This window comes from Pseudomonas sp. Pse79, assembly GCF_024519615.1.
GTDB lineage: Bacteria > Pseudomonadota > Gammaproteobacteria > Pseudomonadales > Pseudomonadaceae > Aquipseudomonas > Aquipseudomonas veronii.
In genome coordinates, this window is record NZ_JALJRR010000003.1 from 215,999 (window position 1) to 229,136 (window position 13,138).

Sequence of the window (13,138 nt, forward strand, 5' to 3'; positions counted from 1 at the left end):
GAGGGCATGTCGTGAATGTATCTGCTTTGATACAAATAGCCGAAAGGTCCGCCTGAGTGCGCTTGGTCAGTATTTACCGATCATCGGATCCCGCAACGGCGTCGCTTGCGCTACAATTCGCGCCGATTTCGACTTGCCTGAGAGCCCATTCCAATGTCCGTCTGCCAGACTCCTATCATCGTCGCCCTGGATTACCCCACCCGTGACGCCGCACTGAAGCTGGCTGACCAGTTGGACCCGAAGCTGTGTCGGGTCAAGGTCGGCAAGGAACTGTTCACCAGTTGCGCCGCGGACATCGTCGGCACGCTGCGTGACAAAGGTTTCGAGGTGTTCCTCGACCTGAAATTCCACGACATCCCCAACACCACCGCGATGGCGGTCAAGGCTGCCGCCGAAATGGGCGTGTGGATGGTCAATGTACACTGCTCCGGCGGCCTGCGCATGATGGCCGCCTGCCGTGAAGTGTTGGAACAGCGCAGCGGCCCTAAACCCTTGCTGATCGGTGTGACCGTGCTGACCAGCATGGAGCGCGAAGACCTGGCCGCGATCGGCCTGGATATCGAACCTCAGGAGCAAGTGCTGCGCCTGGCGGCCCTGGCGCAAAAAGCCGGCCTCGATGGCCTGGTCTGTTCGGCGCTGGAAGCCCGGGCGCTCAAGACCGCCCACCCGTCGCTGCAATTGGTCACCCCGGGGATTCGCCCGGCGGGCAGCGCCCAGGATGACCAGCGCCGTATCCTCACGCCGCGTCAGGCCCTGGACGCCGGCTCGGACTACCTGGTGATCGGCCGCCCGATCAGCCAGGCGGCGGACCCGGCCAAGGCATTGGCGGCAGTCGTCGCCGAGATCGCCTGATCGATCACCGATCAACCATGTGGGAGGGGGCAAGCCCTCTCCCACATTGACATCTGCTGTGTATCAGCTGACTTTGAGCACCAGCTTGCCGAAGTTCTCCCCGTTGAACAGCTTCATCAGCGTCTCCGGGAACGTCTCCAGTCCTTCCACAATGTCTTCCTTGCTCTTGAGCTTGCCCTGCGCCATCCAGCCGGCCATTTCCTGCCCGGCGGCGGCAAAGTTCGCCGCGTGATCCATCACCACGAAGCCTTCCATGCGTGCGCGATTGACCAGCAATGACAGGTAGTTGGCCGGGCCTTTTACCGCGTCCTTGTTGTTGTACTGGCTGATCGCACCGCAGATCACTACGCGGGCTTTGAATGCCAGGCGGCTGAGCACGGCGTCGAGAATGTCGCCGCCGACGTTATCGAAATACACATCCACGCCCTTGGGGCACTCGCGCTTGAGCGCGGCGGGCAGGTCTTCGTGTTTGTAATCGATGGCGGCGTCGAAGCCCAGTTCATCCACCAGGAACTTGCACTTGTCGGCGCCACCGGCAATGCCCACCACACGGCAGCCTTTGATCTTGGCGATCTGCCCGGCAATGCTGCCCACCGCACCGGCCGCGCCGGAGATCACCACGGTTTCGCCGGCCTTGGGTGCGCCGGTCTCGAGCAGGGCGAAGTAGGCGGTCATGCCGGTCATCCCCAGCGCCGACAGGTAGCGCGGCAGGGGCGCAAGCGTGGGGTCGACCTTGTAGAAACCACGCGGCTCGCCGAGGAAGTAATCCTGCACCCCCAGGGCGCCGTTCACGTAGTCCCCGACGGCGAATTTAGGGGTGTTCGAGGCGATTACCTTGCCTACGCCCAGCGCCCGCATCACTTCGCCGATGCCGACGGGCGGAATGTAGGATTTGCCCTCATTCATCCAGCCGCGCATGGCCGGGTCGAGGGACAGGTATTCGTTGCGCACCAGCACCTGCCCGTCCTGTGGCGTGCCCACCGGCACTTCCTGGTAGGTGAAGGTCTCCCGCGTGGCCGCGCCGACCGGGCGTTTGGCGAGCAGGAACTGGCGGTTGGTCTGGGCAGTCATGGCAAGGACTCTTGAGAAATGAAGCCTGATTGATAGACCCATACTGGCCTGCGGGCAAGGTCGGCCGAGGTCTGCGAATGCTTGGCGATAGGCTTCGATGATAGTCAGCCGGGCGGTCTTATCATTGTGATTCATGCAGCGCTAACCGGCCTTCTGATAGTGCTGACGCGCCCGTGTCGGGCTTGGCTAGACTCGGCCCACGGCTATTTCTCCCATAGGACATCCCCCATGAGCATGACGTTTTCCGGCCAGGTCGCCCTGGTCACCGGCGCCGCCGCCGGTATTGGCCGCGCCACCGCGCTGGCGTTTGCCGCCGAAGGTTTGAAGGTAGTGGTTGCCGACCTCGACGTAGCGGGCGGCGAAGGCACTGTCGCGCTGATCCGCGAGGCCGGTGGCGAGGCGCAGTTCGTGCGCTGCAACGTCACCCTGGAAGCCGATGTGCAGCAATTGATGGCGCAGACCATTGCCGCGTATGGCCGCCTGGACTACGCCTTTAACAACGCCGGGATCGAGATCGAGAAAGGCAAGCTGGCGGACGGCACCCTCGATGAGTTCGATGCGATCATGGGCGTCAACGTCAAGGGCGTGTGGTTGTGCATGAAGTACCAATTGCCGTTGCTGCTGGCCCAGGGCGCTGGTGCGATCGTCAACACCGCGTCGGTGGCGGGGCTGGGCGCTGCGCCGAAGATGAGCATCTATGCCGCGTCCAAGCACGCGGTGATCGGCCTGACCAAATCGGCGGCCATCGAGTACGCGAAAAAGAACATCCGCGTCAACGCGGTATGCCCGGCCGTGATCGACACCGACATGTTCCGCCGTGCCTATGAAGCTGACCCGCGCAAAGCCGAATTCGCCGCGGCCATGCACCCGGTCGGGCGCATCGGCAAGGTCGAGGAAATTGCCAGTGCGGTGTTGTACCTGTGCAGTGATGGTGCGGCGTTCACCACCGGCCACGCCCTGGCAGTGGACGGCGGCGCCACCGCGATCTAGGACTCCAAGCCGCACCTCATTCGAAAAAGTTTGAGATGCTGTGGGGCGTTTCCATAGCTGGCAAAACGCCGTGATCCAATGTGTATCAGGAGGTAAATAAGTCAATAAAATCAATACTTTAGTTACTGTTGGCGACCGGTTGGAGCGGGCTTCTGTGCTTAACTGTTTTGGGTTGAATAACAGATAGTTAAGTGAGTGGCTCATGGATTTAGGGATCGATCGACAAGCCCTTGTACCGGTGGTGCAGCAAATCGTCAGCGCGGTGGCGGAATGGATTCGCAAGAGCGGGGTCAGCCCCGGTACACGCTTGCCGTCCATCCGCCAACTGGCCCTCGACAACCTGCTCAGCCAGTCCAACGTGATCGAGGCATTCGAGCGCATGGAGGCCCAGGGCCTGCTGACCTCGAAGCAGGGCTCCGGGTTTGTGGTGGCGCAGCCGCCAGTGGCTCAGGAACGCCACTGGTATGAAGGCGCGGAGCGAGAGTGGGGCGCTTTCACCGACAGCCCGTTGGGCGAGTTGAAACTCGGCTGCGGTTGGCTGCCGGACGCCTGGCGCGAAAGCGATGACATCAGCTACGCGATCCGCGAAGTCAGCCGCATCGATACCGGCGGCCTGTTCAACTACAGCACGCCACTGGGGCTGCCGGCGCTGCGCGAGCAACTGCTCAAGCGCCTGACCCAGATTCACGTGGCCACCAGCCTCGACCGCATTCTCACCACCCATGGCGCCAGCCATGCCCAGGACCTGCTGATCCGCACCTTGCTCAAGGCCGGCGACACGGTGGTCGTGGAAACCCCCGGTTATGGCAACCTCTTTCGTCAGTTGGCCTTCCACGGCGTCACGCTGCTGGAAGTGCCGCGTACCCAGGGCGGCCCGGACGTCCCGGCGCTGGAAGCCCTGCTGCGTCGCCATCGTCCCAAGTGCCTGTTTATCAACAGCCTGTATCACAACCCCACCGGCACCAGCCTGTGCCGCAAGGTGGCCGAGCGTTTGCTGGCGCTGGCGCACAGCGAAGACTTTCTGATCATCGAAGAAGATGTCTACGCCGACCTGCAACACGCCAGTTGCACGCGGCTCTCGGCGCTGCCCCATGATGACCGGGTGATCTATGTCTCGAGTTTTTCCAAGACCCTCAGCAGTGCCCTGCGCGTCGGCTACCTCAGCGCCAGTTCGCCGATCATTGCGCAATTGGTACACCTCAAGACACTCACCGGCATCGGCACCTCGCGTTTTGCCGAAGCGGTGATGGCCACGTTGCTGGCCAACGGCACCTATCGCAAATGGGTGCAGCGCCTGCGCAAGCGCCTGAACGCGCAAATGGCCGCGACCTTGCAGGTGCTGGAGGATGAGGAATGGCAGGTGTTCGCCGTGCCCGCCGGCGGCATGTTTGTCTGGGCGCGGCCTCGCATGGCCGACCGTTCACGCTTGCAGGCGTGTGCGCGGCAACTCGGCGTGTTGATGTCGCCGGGGGCGCTGTTCAGCCCCACGGGTGAACACAGCGAGTGGCAGCGCATCAATGTGGCCTATGCTGCTGATCAGCGGGCCCTGGCGTTGTTCCGCGCCGCGGGGCCTGCCAGATCGACCTCGACCATTCTGAAAACGACGAGTGTGTAGCTTTTTGCCATTATTGTGGCGCCAACGACTTGTGTTCAGGGCCTTGGGGTTGCGAATCTCGCTGCTGGGAAACCGGACTTGATGGCATCCGCCATTGCAAGAGGATTCAAGTGCAATGATTTCGGCCGTGCAACGACGTTTCGCCAACCTCGGTATGGCGAAAAAACTGGGTTTGGGCTTCAGCCTGGTGCTGCTGTTGACTGCGTTGGTCGCAGCGATTGGCGTGTGGTCCCTGCAAACCGTTGGCCTGCGTTTCGAGGGCCTCAAGAGCATGTCTTCGCTCAACAGCGGGCTGCTCAAGGTGCGTTTGATCGAGCAGGACTATGCGCTGCACGCCGACCCCAAGTCCGTCGACGCCCTGCATGAGCAAGTCGACGCCTTGGCCGCCCTGGCCGCCAGCCTCAAGGCCGAGTCTGCGACCAACGTGCCGCTGATGACCGAGGTCGAACAGGCCCTGGCGGCTTACCGCAAGGCGTTCGATGAGTTCGTCGAACTGACCCAGACCAAGGACCTGGCACTGGAAATGGCCAGTTGGTCGGTGTCCAGCGTGGCCAATAACCTCGATGTGTTGCAGGCCGGCCTGGCCGACGATGGCGCCTATGGCCTCAAGGAAAGCCAGGGCAAGGAGGGCGCCGAGTTTATCGAGCAGGCGGGGCAGGTCAGCCAGGTTTCGCGGTTGATGCTGCAAGCCATGAACGAGGCCCATGTGCGCCTCGATCAGAGCCGCAAAGGGCAGGAAGACAACGCCGAACAAGGCAAGATCGAACAGGCCGAGCAGGCGCTGGCCCAGGTCGAGTTACTGAAGACCTCGGTCAAGGACGCCGGTTACCAGACGGTGCTCAATGAGGTCGGCGGGCATATCGCTGCGTTCAATGAAAAGCTCGGCGAATACACCGGCCTGCTGGCCCAGGAAAAAGTGGTCTACAAACAATTGCATGATCGCGCCGATCAAGTGGTCAGCCGCGTCGACCAGGCGTATGCCGCCGAAGATCAGTCGATGCAGGCGCAGTTGAAGAAAAGCGCGCTGCTGATCATCGGCTCTTCGGCCCTGGCGCTGTTGATGGGCTTGATTGCGGCCTGGGTGATTACCCGGTTGATCGTCGCGCCGCTGCGCCGGGTGATCGCGGTGGCCCAGCAGATCGCAGCCGGCGATTTGAGTGGGCGCATGGACGTCAGCCGCCGCGATGAAATCGGCCAGTTGATGCAGGCGATGCAACAGATGGGCAGCGGCTTGAGCGATATGGTCAGCAGGCTGCAAGCGGGCATCGAGCAATTGGCCAGTTCGGCGCATTCGCTGTCCAGCGTCACCGAGCAGACCAACATCGAGGTCAGCAGCCAGAAGGAAGAAACCGAGCAGGTCGCCACGGCGATGAACCAGATGACCGCCACGGTCCACGATGTGGCGCGCAACGCCGAAGAGGCCGCACAGGCTGCGCAGACCGCCGATGACAAAGTCGACAGCGGCCAGCAGGTGGTGCGCCAGAGTTTGCAGCGCATCGAACAGCTGGCCACGTCCAGCACCAGCGCGAGCGCCAGCATCGATAGCCTCAGCAGCGAAATCCAGAACATCGGCAGCGTGTTGAGCGTGATCAAAAGCGTGGCCGAACAGACCAACCTGCTGGCGCTCAACGCAGCCATCGAGGCCGCGCGCGCCGGTGAGCAAGGCCGTGGTTTTGCGGTGGTGGCCGATGAGGTGCGGGCGCTGGCCAAGCGCACCCAGCAATCGACCGAGGAGATCGAGCGCCTGGTCGGCACCTTGCGCAGCGCGGCGCAAGCGTCGGTGCAGCAGATCCAGCAGAGCGGCGAGTTGGTGAAGCTGGCCGTCAGCGATGCGCTGGAAACCGAAAGCGCGCTGGGCAGCATTGCGGTCGCGGTGTCATTGATCCAACAAATGAATCAGCAGATTGCGGCGGCGGCCGAGCAACAGAGCTCGGTGGCCGAAGAGATCAACCGCAGCGTCACCAGCATTCGCGCGAGTGCCGATCAATCGGCGTTGAGCATGCAGGGCAATGCCGCGTCGAGTATTGCGCTGGCGCGGTTGGGCGCGGAACTCAAGGGCATGGTGGGGCACTTCCGCCTTTGATCGCCGCCGCCGGGCCGCGATCAAAGGGCCGGGGCGCGATCAGGCGTGGTTGGCGAGGAAGGTCAGCAGCGCTTCATTGACGAAGTCCGGGTTCTCGCGGCTGGAGATATGCCCGGCGTCGGGAATCAGGCTCAGGCCGCAGCCGATCAGGCTGGCCATCTGCTCGGACTCGGCGGGTGGGCGAGGCGTGTCCTGTTCGCCGCACAGCACCAGGGTGGTGTCGGCGTCCAGGCGTGACAACTGCTCCAGCACATCTGCGCGGCTGAAGATCAGCCGACCCAGGGGCACGATGCTGTCCAGCAGGCGCGCCGTGGGGTAGCCCTGCAAGACTTTGCGGAAATCCTGGTACAGCGCCGATGCGCGGTCGATACCCGGGCGAAAAAAGATCGGCGCGACCACATCCAGCAGCGGCTCGGGGATGGCGCCGGCGTCTTCGATCATCTTGAACAGCGAAAAGTAGTGCTGGCGCGTGGCCTCGGGTTCGGCGCCGAGGTAGGTGTCCATCAGCACCAGGCTGTTGACCCGCTCGGGTGCCAGCAGGGCCAGGCGTGCGCCCCACATGCCGCCGACCGACAAACCCACCAGATTGACCTGGGCAATCTGCAACTGGTCGAGCAGTGCCAGGGCCTGGCGCGCCAGGTCGTCCAGGGAGCGCGTGTGCGCCGGCAGCGGCCCGGACTCGCCGTGGCCCCACAGTTCGGGGACGATCACGCGGTATTGCTGCGACAGCGCTTCGATCTGCGGTGCCCACATGTCGCGGTCCCACAGGTAACTCGAACCCAGCAGGACGACCGGGCCGCGGCCCTGGTCAACATAGTGCAGCGGTTGTCCATCAATCACGGCGACAGGCATAGCGGGCCTCTAACTTCACGGAGTGAGGGGGACTTTTGTACGCGAGTCGGCGGCGAGGGGATAGATGCTAAATGATGGCATGTGGCGAGGAGCGCTCGCCACATGGGGTGGGGGAGGTCAGTCGTAGATGACTTTTTTCTTCCATTCGGCATCGGTGTCGGCGACTTTCAGGCCTTCGGTCAGTTCGTTGACTTCATCTTCCGCCGGTTTGCTGTTGGTCAGCACCGTGGAGTTGGCGCGCGCCAATTGACTCTCCAGCAATTGCAGTTGCTCTCTGTAGATCGCCGGCTCAGGCTGTTTGCGCAGGTACTGCACGCCGCGCTCGAAGGCCAGGCGCGCCTGGCCCGGCTGGTTCTGTTGCAGGGCATGCTGGCCGAGGTTGTTGAAGAACTCGATGTGCAGCAGGACCAGGATGTGGCGAATCTCCCTGATCCAGTGCTTGGCTTCATTGGCCGGCAGGAAACCGTCCTGGGCGGCGCGGGTGACCTGGCCGTGCAGGGCTTCGAGCAGGAAGCGCACGTCCTTGGCCTTGGCTTCGGTCTGGATCGGGCCGGGCGGGTTGTTGACCGGGATCGATTCGCCCTGGGCCACCAGCGCATTCAGTTCGGCGATCCGCGCCTTGAGCGGTGCGCTGGACTTGTTGAGGTGCAACAAGCGCTGGTTGACGTTGAGTTCCAGGCGGGTCAGCAGCAGCTTGAGTGCCGGAGTCATCAACTGGCCGGGGAAGGTCTCGGTGATTTCACCACAGCGACGCAGCCGGTCATTAAGCTCGATCACGGTGCGTTGCTTTTCCAGTTTGTTGTTTTCCACCACATGGTTCATATAGCCAATGGCGATCAGTATTGCGATCCCGGCTATTACCAGCAGGGTGATCATGAGTGGTGTCACCGGTGCGACCTCTTTATAGGGTTTGCTGTTGAGTGTAGTGACTGAGACATCTGCCGGATAGGACTGTTCGACCAGTTGCCCAGGTAGTTTCTTCTATATACGTAAGCATTCCCTGCGTAGATGCACAATGCCATCAGTTGCTGAGTGAACTATAGCGTCTTGTCGGGCGCCAGAATATAGGCGTCAAGGCGCGGACGCGCAGAATGCCCGCACGGGCCTGGAAAGGGGGGCGAAGTCATTGATTTAAATAAATTTATCCTGGGGGGTTGACGACCTTTCAATCCATCCATAGAATGCGCGCCACTTGCAGCGTAAAGCACACAGCGAAACGCGGCAGGGAGTGAATGTTGTACGTGTGTCCCCTTCGTCTAGTGGCCTAGGACACCGCCCTTTCACGGCGGTAACAGGGGTTCGAGTCCCCTAGGGGACGCCAATGCGGGAATAGCTCAGTTGGTAGAGCACGACCTTGCCAAGGTCGGGGTCGCGAGTTCGAGTCTCGTTTCCCGCTCCATTTTTAAGCAGTGTTGCCTTCGTGCGGCATTGAGTGAAACCAGGACCAAGTCTTCGGACGAGGCCTCTGGGCACTGAAATACACACCATGTGTTTCAGTAGCGTGTCCCCTTCGTCTAGTGGCCTAGGACACCGCCCTTTCACGGCGGTAACAGGGGTTCGAGTCCCCTAGGGGACGCCATTTGCGGGAATAGCTCAGTTGGTAGAGCACGACCTTGCCAAGGTCGGGGTCGCGAGTTCGAGTCTCGTTTCCCGCTCCAATTTTTGATTCGCAGTGTCCATCGGACCTGGGAGTCAGCGAAAAAAAGACGCTTCGGCGTCTTTTTTCGTTTCCGGTGCGATCTGTCGAAAACCACCGGTATCCGGACTTTTTTAGTCCAGAAATCACGAGATCCCGGTGGCCTTGGTCAGTAACCAGATGCCCACCACCAGCAAGATAGCACCGACTGCGACGGTCAACCCGAACTGGCCCCAGGTCGCGCGCCCGGTGTGGATCTCCGAATAGCGCGTGTAGGCGTGATAGCAGACCCCGATAAACATTGAGGCCACTACCAACAGGGCGATCAGCAGGATGATGCCGTCGCTGTAGTTCTGCAGGGTTTGCAGAATGCCGCTGCCGACACCGCGGGACGGATCCTCCAGCGTGGGCAGACGGCCCTGCGCAACGGCCAATGCCGGAGCGCGCCCATCAGCAGCTCCAGCATCCGGCTACGAAGACCATATGAAAAATGACGGTTCATCACGGCAGCTCCCTCGGATCAGGACAGAAGAAAAAACGTCAATACCAGGTACAGCGCGACAAAACGCATGACCACCCCGACAAACTGCCACGAGCCCAAACGCTGCTCGGCCCAACCGGTGTAGGCGGTACGAATTGCCCAGGCGCCCCACAGCAACAGCACGGCAAACACCCCCGACAGCAACAAGGTCGCCATCCGCGCGGGCGTAAATCCGCCGTGGGCCTGGAAGGCGGCCTGTTGGGCGGCAGTCATGGCGAGGGCTCCTGCTCGTCGCGGTAGTCACCGAGCATCGGCGTTGGGTCGCGTGGCTGGGCGCGCTGTGGAGTCAGGTAGTCCTGAACTCCAGCACGTACTCGCTGGAGGTCTTCACGTAGGCGTGGGTAGTCGAAGTGGTAGCGATCCCTAACTTGTGTGGGCTGAGCTGATAGGTCTTCGACCTGGCGATTGATTTGGTCCAGTTGATGGGTCAGCAGGGCCAGTTGCTCGCGTTCAAAAGCGCGTTCAGATGCCATGACCGGAGCGGCACTGCTGCTGATGCCGATGATCAGGGCAACCATCCCGGAGCGTAGCAAGCTGAATGTGGGGCTACCCTATCCATCGAATCAGGCCTCGTGAGTACGAATGGCCTGATGGTGCGACGGTTGCTCAATGCTCGCCTCAATCAATGGGGATTGGCTCGTCACCGCTTTACGGCAGGGCATTGGGGAAACTTCTGACGGAGTTATCCGAAATCGAGACGAAAGAAGATGTCTAGTTTGAATCTGGTGTATTTTTAATCTGCCCTTCAACCGATTCCCGAATACTTCGCCACTGCCGCTGCCCGTGATGGCACGTTCAAGCAACGTAACAGCGACGCCACATGAATACGCACTGTAAAGGGAGATATCTGTAATTCCGTTGCGATTTCTTTATTGGTCTTGCCTTTTGCGATCAGGTGCAATACTTCATGCTGGCGGGCTGTGAGAGCAGTGGTCTGCAATGGCAGCAGGCCCGATGGCGAAAACTTGACGAGAACATCGCCTTCTCTGATAGCCAGTAGTGCCTGTCCGATCTCGTCCGGGGCGATGTTTTTGCCGATAAATCCGTCGATACCTAACGCCATAATCTGTTCGATCAACGATGGATCATCGACCATTGACACCACGATTAACGTGGTGCGCCGCAACTGCTGTCTCAGCTCACTCAAGTGACTCATGCAGGTCAAGCCTGGAAAACGCAAGTCGAGAATCAGCGTGTCAACTTCTTCGCCTGTTTTGATCAGCGCCTTTACAGTCTCAAAGTCACCGGCTTGCTCCACAGTTGCCTCGGGAAGTAGTCGCTGGACAGTGCGCAACATGCCCTCGCGAAACATAGGATGATCGTCGGCAATAATGATTCTGCATGGCATATCGTGCTCTACCTTGAGTCAGTTTTCTTTTAGGGACCGCTGTAGCGCCGCGCCGGTTGGTTGCGTGTAGCACCTATCATTTTTACATCGGTTATACCGTAAGGATGCTTCCCATGACGTTCGAGAAGAACACCGAACTTGACCAGGCCAATTTACGCGTCATTGTGTCTGCCTGCGCCATTGGATATATCAGTATGCTGGGCTTTTTGCCCGGGCATAGGGTGGATGCTTATTTGCCCATAATCCTTTATTACTTAGTGTTTCTGTTGGCTTCCATAGGCTTTCGCTTTGTCATTGCTCATTGGCCTGGGCACTACCCGGCACGGCGAATATTGGGGATGGTTCACGATTACACCGGGACCTCATTCGGTCTGGTAGTCGGCGCAGAAGCTGCGTTACCGCTTTATGCGGTGATGGTCTGGGTCAACCTGGGCAACGGTATGCGCTATGGTTCGCGCTACCTTGCAATTGCGACTGGGTTGGCGTTACTGGCATTGTTGATTGTCTACTGGTTGACGCCTTCGTGGCAGGCGCAGCCATTCATGGTGCTGATGTTGATGATCACCAGCACGGTGATACCGGTTTATGCCCACCTCTTGTTGGAACGTACTCGTAAAGCTTCGGAAGAAGCCGTTGCCGCTAACCTGGAGAAATCGCGGTTCCTGGCCCAGGCCAGCCATGACTTGCGCCAACCGATCCATTCTATTGGTCTATTCACCGCATGCCTGCGCGAAGCATGCTTGGGCGATGAAGAGCGACGTTTGGTGGACAGTATCGACCGCTCGCTACTCAATGTATCGCAACTCTTTCGCTCGATTCTCGATCTCTACACGTTGGACAATAGCCGTGTGCTACCCAAGTATCAGACCTTGCACCTGGGGGACTTCCTGGCCGATCTTGTGCGCCAGAATGTCGAGGCTGCGCGCTGGGCGGGTGTTGAGTTGCATCTGCGGCCTTCCTCCCATTGGGTCCGGGCAGACCCTGCACTTCTCACAACGATGGTTCAAAATATACTTTCCAATTGCTTCAAATACGGTGCCCAGCGGCCTGTACTGATCGGTGTGCGTAAGTGCGGTGATGGGCTTGCGATCGTGGTTCACGATCAGGGGCAGGGGATTGAAAAGGAACACCTGCTAAAAGTATTCGAAGAGTTTTATCGCGTCCGTCGTGAGCGAGACAAGGACGTTGAAGGTGTCGGACTGGGCCTTTCCATCGTCAGGCGTCTGGGGCAGTTGATGGCTCTTGACGTTGCTATCCGCTCGCGGTTGGGTCATGGGACATCAGTCTGCTTGTCTGGTTTCCCCCTCGCGACGCCGCCACGAAACCTCAGCCTTCAGGAAGACGTTCACCAGGCAGGGCTGTTGACAGGATTGAAAGTCTGTCTGGTGGAGGATGATCACAACGTGTTGCTGGCCACTCAGGCGCTGCTGCAGCGTTGGGGGTGTACGGTACAAGCGGAATTGACTGGGCTGAACCTCTCCAGTGATTGTGATGTCATCATTGCTGACTATGACTTGGGCAACCACGCCACTGGCATCGAGTGCATAGACCATCTACGCCAACAGCGTGGTTGGGCGGTGCCGGCGTTGATTCTCAGCGGGCATGATATAGAGACGATCCAGCAGCAGTTGCGGGAACGTCAGATCGCCATCCTTTCCAAACCCGTCCGCCCAACTGAGTTGCGGACTACATTGAGAGAGCTCGGTCAGAAACCACTGAATGCACGAACTACTGAACAGTAGGTCTAGCCAGTCGAGTTCTCTTCTTGTTGAGGGGAGGGGGGGGCGGCCAAGGAGGGATGTTTACGTAATTATTGTTTGGTGCACTGGGCGCCTAGCCCCATGCCCATGGAGCCGAGGGCAACCCCAGGGCCGCTCGGGAGGTCACATGCGTATTCCCCGGTGGCGGTTTTAGCTGTGAAGTAGGTGGTGTTGAAATCACTTCGTACGTTTGAGATGTTGGTAATTGGCTTGCCGATAGTATTTTGTGCTCGACTCTTAAGGTCGTTCTCTGTTGGCTTGATGACCTGGCAGCCGGTTAGACCGACAACCAAAGTGGCGAGTACAGTGAGGGCAGTAACTGTGTAAGACAACTTCATATGAACCTTCTTATATATATGTTGAGTGTTTCGAGGGTTTCCCGGCAGCGAC

12 protein-coding genes, 4 tRNA genes and 2 pseudogenes are annotated in these 13,138 nt (G+C 59.9%); 10 read left to right on the forward strand and 8 right to left on the reverse strand.

The genetic code is table 11. The features are described from left to right. The first annotated feature begins 153 nt into the window (after nt 1–153). Nucleotides 154–852, forward strand: a complete 699-nt coding sequence (gene pyrF / locus NR164_RS06595; RefSeq protein ID WP_017846795.1) for an orotidine-5'-phosphate decarboxylase — start codon at nt 154–156, stop codon at nt 850–852. 63 nt (nt 853–915) lie between these two features. On the opposite strand, the gene NR164_RS06600 is transcribed toward pyrF, so the two are convergent. Further along, nucleotides 916–1,923: an NADP-dependent oxidoreductase gene (locus NR164_RS06600; protein WP_046486359.1), complete on the reverse strand. Its 1,008-nt coding sequence runs from the start codon at nt 1,921–1,923 to the stop codon at nt 916–918. Between the two features lie 228 nt (nt 1,924–2,151). Here NR164_RS06600 and NR164_RS06605 point away from each other — a divergent pair, with 228 nt between their 5' ends. The 4 genes and pseudogenes from NR164_RS06605 to NR164_RS30465 all read left to right on the forward strand — a co-directional run bounded on the left by NR164_RS06605 (nt 2,152) and on the right by NR164_RS30465 (nt 6,611). Beyond that, nucleotides 2,152–2,913: an SDR family oxidoreductase gene (locus NR164_RS06605; RefSeq protein ID WP_046384180.1), complete on the forward strand. Its 762-nt coding sequence runs from the start codon at nt 2,152–2,154 to the stop codon at nt 2,911–2,913. 202 nt (nt 2,914–3,115) lie between these two features. Next, nucleotides 3,116–4,528: a PLP-dependent aminotransferase family protein gene (locus NR164_RS06610; protein ID WP_177030005.1), complete on the forward strand. Its 1,413-nt coding sequence runs from the start codon at nt 3,116–3,118 to the stop codon at nt 4,526–4,528. Between the two features lie 1,060 nt (nt 4,529–5,588). Next, nucleotides 5,589–5,750, forward strand: a pseudogene (locus NR164_RS30460) (HAMP domain-containing protein); the annotation flags it as partial. A gap of 18 nt (nt 5,751–5,768) precedes the next feature. Next, complete coding sequence (locus NR164_RS30465) at nt 5,769–6,611, forward strand: methyl-accepting chemotaxis protein (protein ID WP_371928132.1); 843 nt, start codon at nt 5,769–5,771, stop codon at nt 6,609–6,611. Nucleotides 6,612–6,650: 39 nt separating this feature from the next. Here the strand turns inward: NR164_RS30465 and NR164_RS06620 are convergent, their stop codons facing one another. Next, the gene (locus NR164_RS06620; RefSeq protein WP_017846801.1) at nt 6,651–7,463 is read right to left on the reverse strand and encodes an alpha/beta fold hydrolase; all 813 of its coding nucleotides are present in this window, start codon (nt 7,461–7,463) and stop codon (nt 6,651–6,653) included. Nucleotides 7,464–7,580: 117 nt separating this feature from the next. Beyond that, on the reverse strand, nt 7,581–8,351 hold the full coding sequence (locus NR164_RS06625) for a hypothetical protein (RefSeq protein ID WP_046384177.1): 771 nt from the start codon (nt 8,349–8,351) through the stop codon (nt 7,581–7,583). A gap of 357 nt (nt 8,352–8,708) precedes the next feature. Between NR164_RS06625 and NR164_RS06630 the strand changes: the two genes are divergently transcribed. From NR164_RS06630 to NR164_RS06645, 4 genes are all read left to right on the forward strand, one after another. Further along, nucleotides 8,709–8,784: transfer RNA gene (locus tag NR164_RS06630), tRNA-Glu, on the forward strand. 2 nt (nt 8,785–8,786) lie between these two features. Beyond that, nucleotides 8,787–8,862 (forward strand) — tRNA-Gly (locus NR164_RS06635). A gap of 104 nt (nt 8,863–8,966) precedes the next feature. After that, nucleotides 8,967–9,042 (forward strand) — tRNA-Glu (locus NR164_RS06640). A gap of 3 nt (nt 9,043–9,045) precedes the next feature. Further along, nucleotides 9,046–9,121: transfer RNA gene (locus NR164_RS06645), tRNA-Gly, on the forward strand. Between the two features lie 124 nt (nt 9,122–9,245). On the opposite strand, the pseudogene NR164_RS06650 reads toward NR164_RS06645, so the two are convergent. From NR164_RS06650 to NR164_RS06665, 4 genes and pseudogenes are all read right to left on the reverse strand, one after another. Continuing rightward, nucleotides 9,246–9,539: pseudogene (locus NR164_RS06650) on the reverse strand (TIGR03745 family integrating conjugative element membrane protein); the annotation flags it as partial. A gap of 80 nt (nt 9,540–9,619) precedes the next feature. Continuing rightward, on the reverse strand, nt 9,620–9,853 hold the full coding sequence (locus tag NR164_RS06655) for a TIGR03758 family integrating conjugative element protein (protein ID WP_126586561.1): 234 nt from the start codon (nt 9,851–9,853) through the stop codon (nt 9,620–9,622). After that, nucleotides 9,850–10,158, reverse strand: coding sequence for an RAQPRD family integrative conjugative element protein (locus NR164_RS06660; protein ID WP_256822508.1), 309 nt, complete (start codon nt 10,156–10,158; stop codon nt 9,850–9,852). The genes NR164_RS06655 and NR164_RS06660 overlap by 4 nt, the downstream gene beginning before the upstream one ends. Before the next feature lie 227 nt (nt 10,159–10,385). Then, nucleotides 10,386–10,988, reverse strand: coding sequence for a response regulator transcription factor (locus tag NR164_RS06665; RefSeq protein WP_046482598.1), 603 nt, complete (start codon nt 10,986–10,988; stop codon nt 10,386–10,388). Between the two features lie 113 nt (nt 10,989–11,101). Here NR164_RS06665 and NR164_RS06670 point away from each other — a divergent pair, with 113 nt between their 5' ends. After that, nucleotides 11,102–12,730 (forward strand): hybrid sensor histidine kinase/response regulator, encoded by a 1,629-nt coding sequence (locus NR164_RS06670; protein WP_256822510.1) that lies wholly within the window; start codon nt 11,102–11,104, stop codon nt 12,728–12,730. A gap of 68 nt (nt 12,731–12,798) precedes the next feature. Here NR164_RS06670 and NR164_RS06675 read toward each other — a convergent pair whose 3' ends face one another. Further along, complete coding sequence (locus NR164_RS06675) at nt 12,799–13,086, reverse strand: hypothetical protein (protein ID WP_256822512.1); 288 nt, start codon at nt 13,084–13,086, stop codon at nt 12,799–12,801. Nucleotides 13,087–13,138 lie beyond the last annotated feature (52 nt).

Bases quoted from the DNA above. Each gene is read 5' to 3' on its own strand.
- NR164_RS06610 (WP_177030005.1), top strand. From the start codon at position 3,116: ATGGATTTAGGGATCGATCGACAAGCCCTTGTACCGGTGGTGCAGCAA.
- NR164_RS30465 (WP_371928132.1), top strand. From the start codon at position 5,769: ATGGTCAGCAGGCTGCAAGCGGGCATCGAGCAATTGGCCAGTTCGGCG.
- pyrF (WP_017846795.1), top strand. From the start codon at position 154: ATGTCCGTCTGCCAGACTCCTATCATCGTCGCCCTGGATTACCCCACC.
- NR164_RS06605 (WP_046384180.1), top strand. From the start codon at position 2,152: ATGAGCATGACGTTTTCCGGCCAGGTCGCCCTGGTCACCGGCGCCGCC.
- NR164_RS06600 (WP_046486359.1), bottom strand. From the start codon at position 1,923: ATGACTGCCCAGACCAACCGCCAGTTCCTGCTCGCCAAACGCCCGGTC.
- NR164_RS06675 (WP_256822512.1), bottom strand. From the start codon at position 13,086: ATGAAGTTGTCTTACACAGTTACTGCCCTCACTGTACTCGCCACTTTG.
- NR164_RS06660 (WP_256822508.1), bottom strand. From the start codon at position 10,158: ATGGTTGCCCTGATCATCGGCATCAGCAGCAGTGCCGCTCCGGTCATG.
- NR164_RS06665 (WP_046482598.1), bottom strand. From the start codon at position 10,988: ATGCCATGCAGAATCATTATTGCCGACGATCATCCTATGTTTCGCGAG.
- NR164_RS06670 (WP_256822510.1), top strand. From the start codon at position 11,102: ATGACGTTCGAGAAGAACACCGAACTTGACCAGGCCAATTTACGCGTC.
- NR164_RS06655 (WP_126586561.1), bottom strand. From the start codon at position 9,853: ATGACTGCCGCCCAACAGGCCGCCTTCCAGGCCCACGGCGGATTTACG.
- NR164_RS06620 (WP_017846801.1), bottom strand. From the start codon at position 7,463: ATGCCTGTCGCCGTGATTGATGGACAACCGCTGCACTATGTTGACCAG.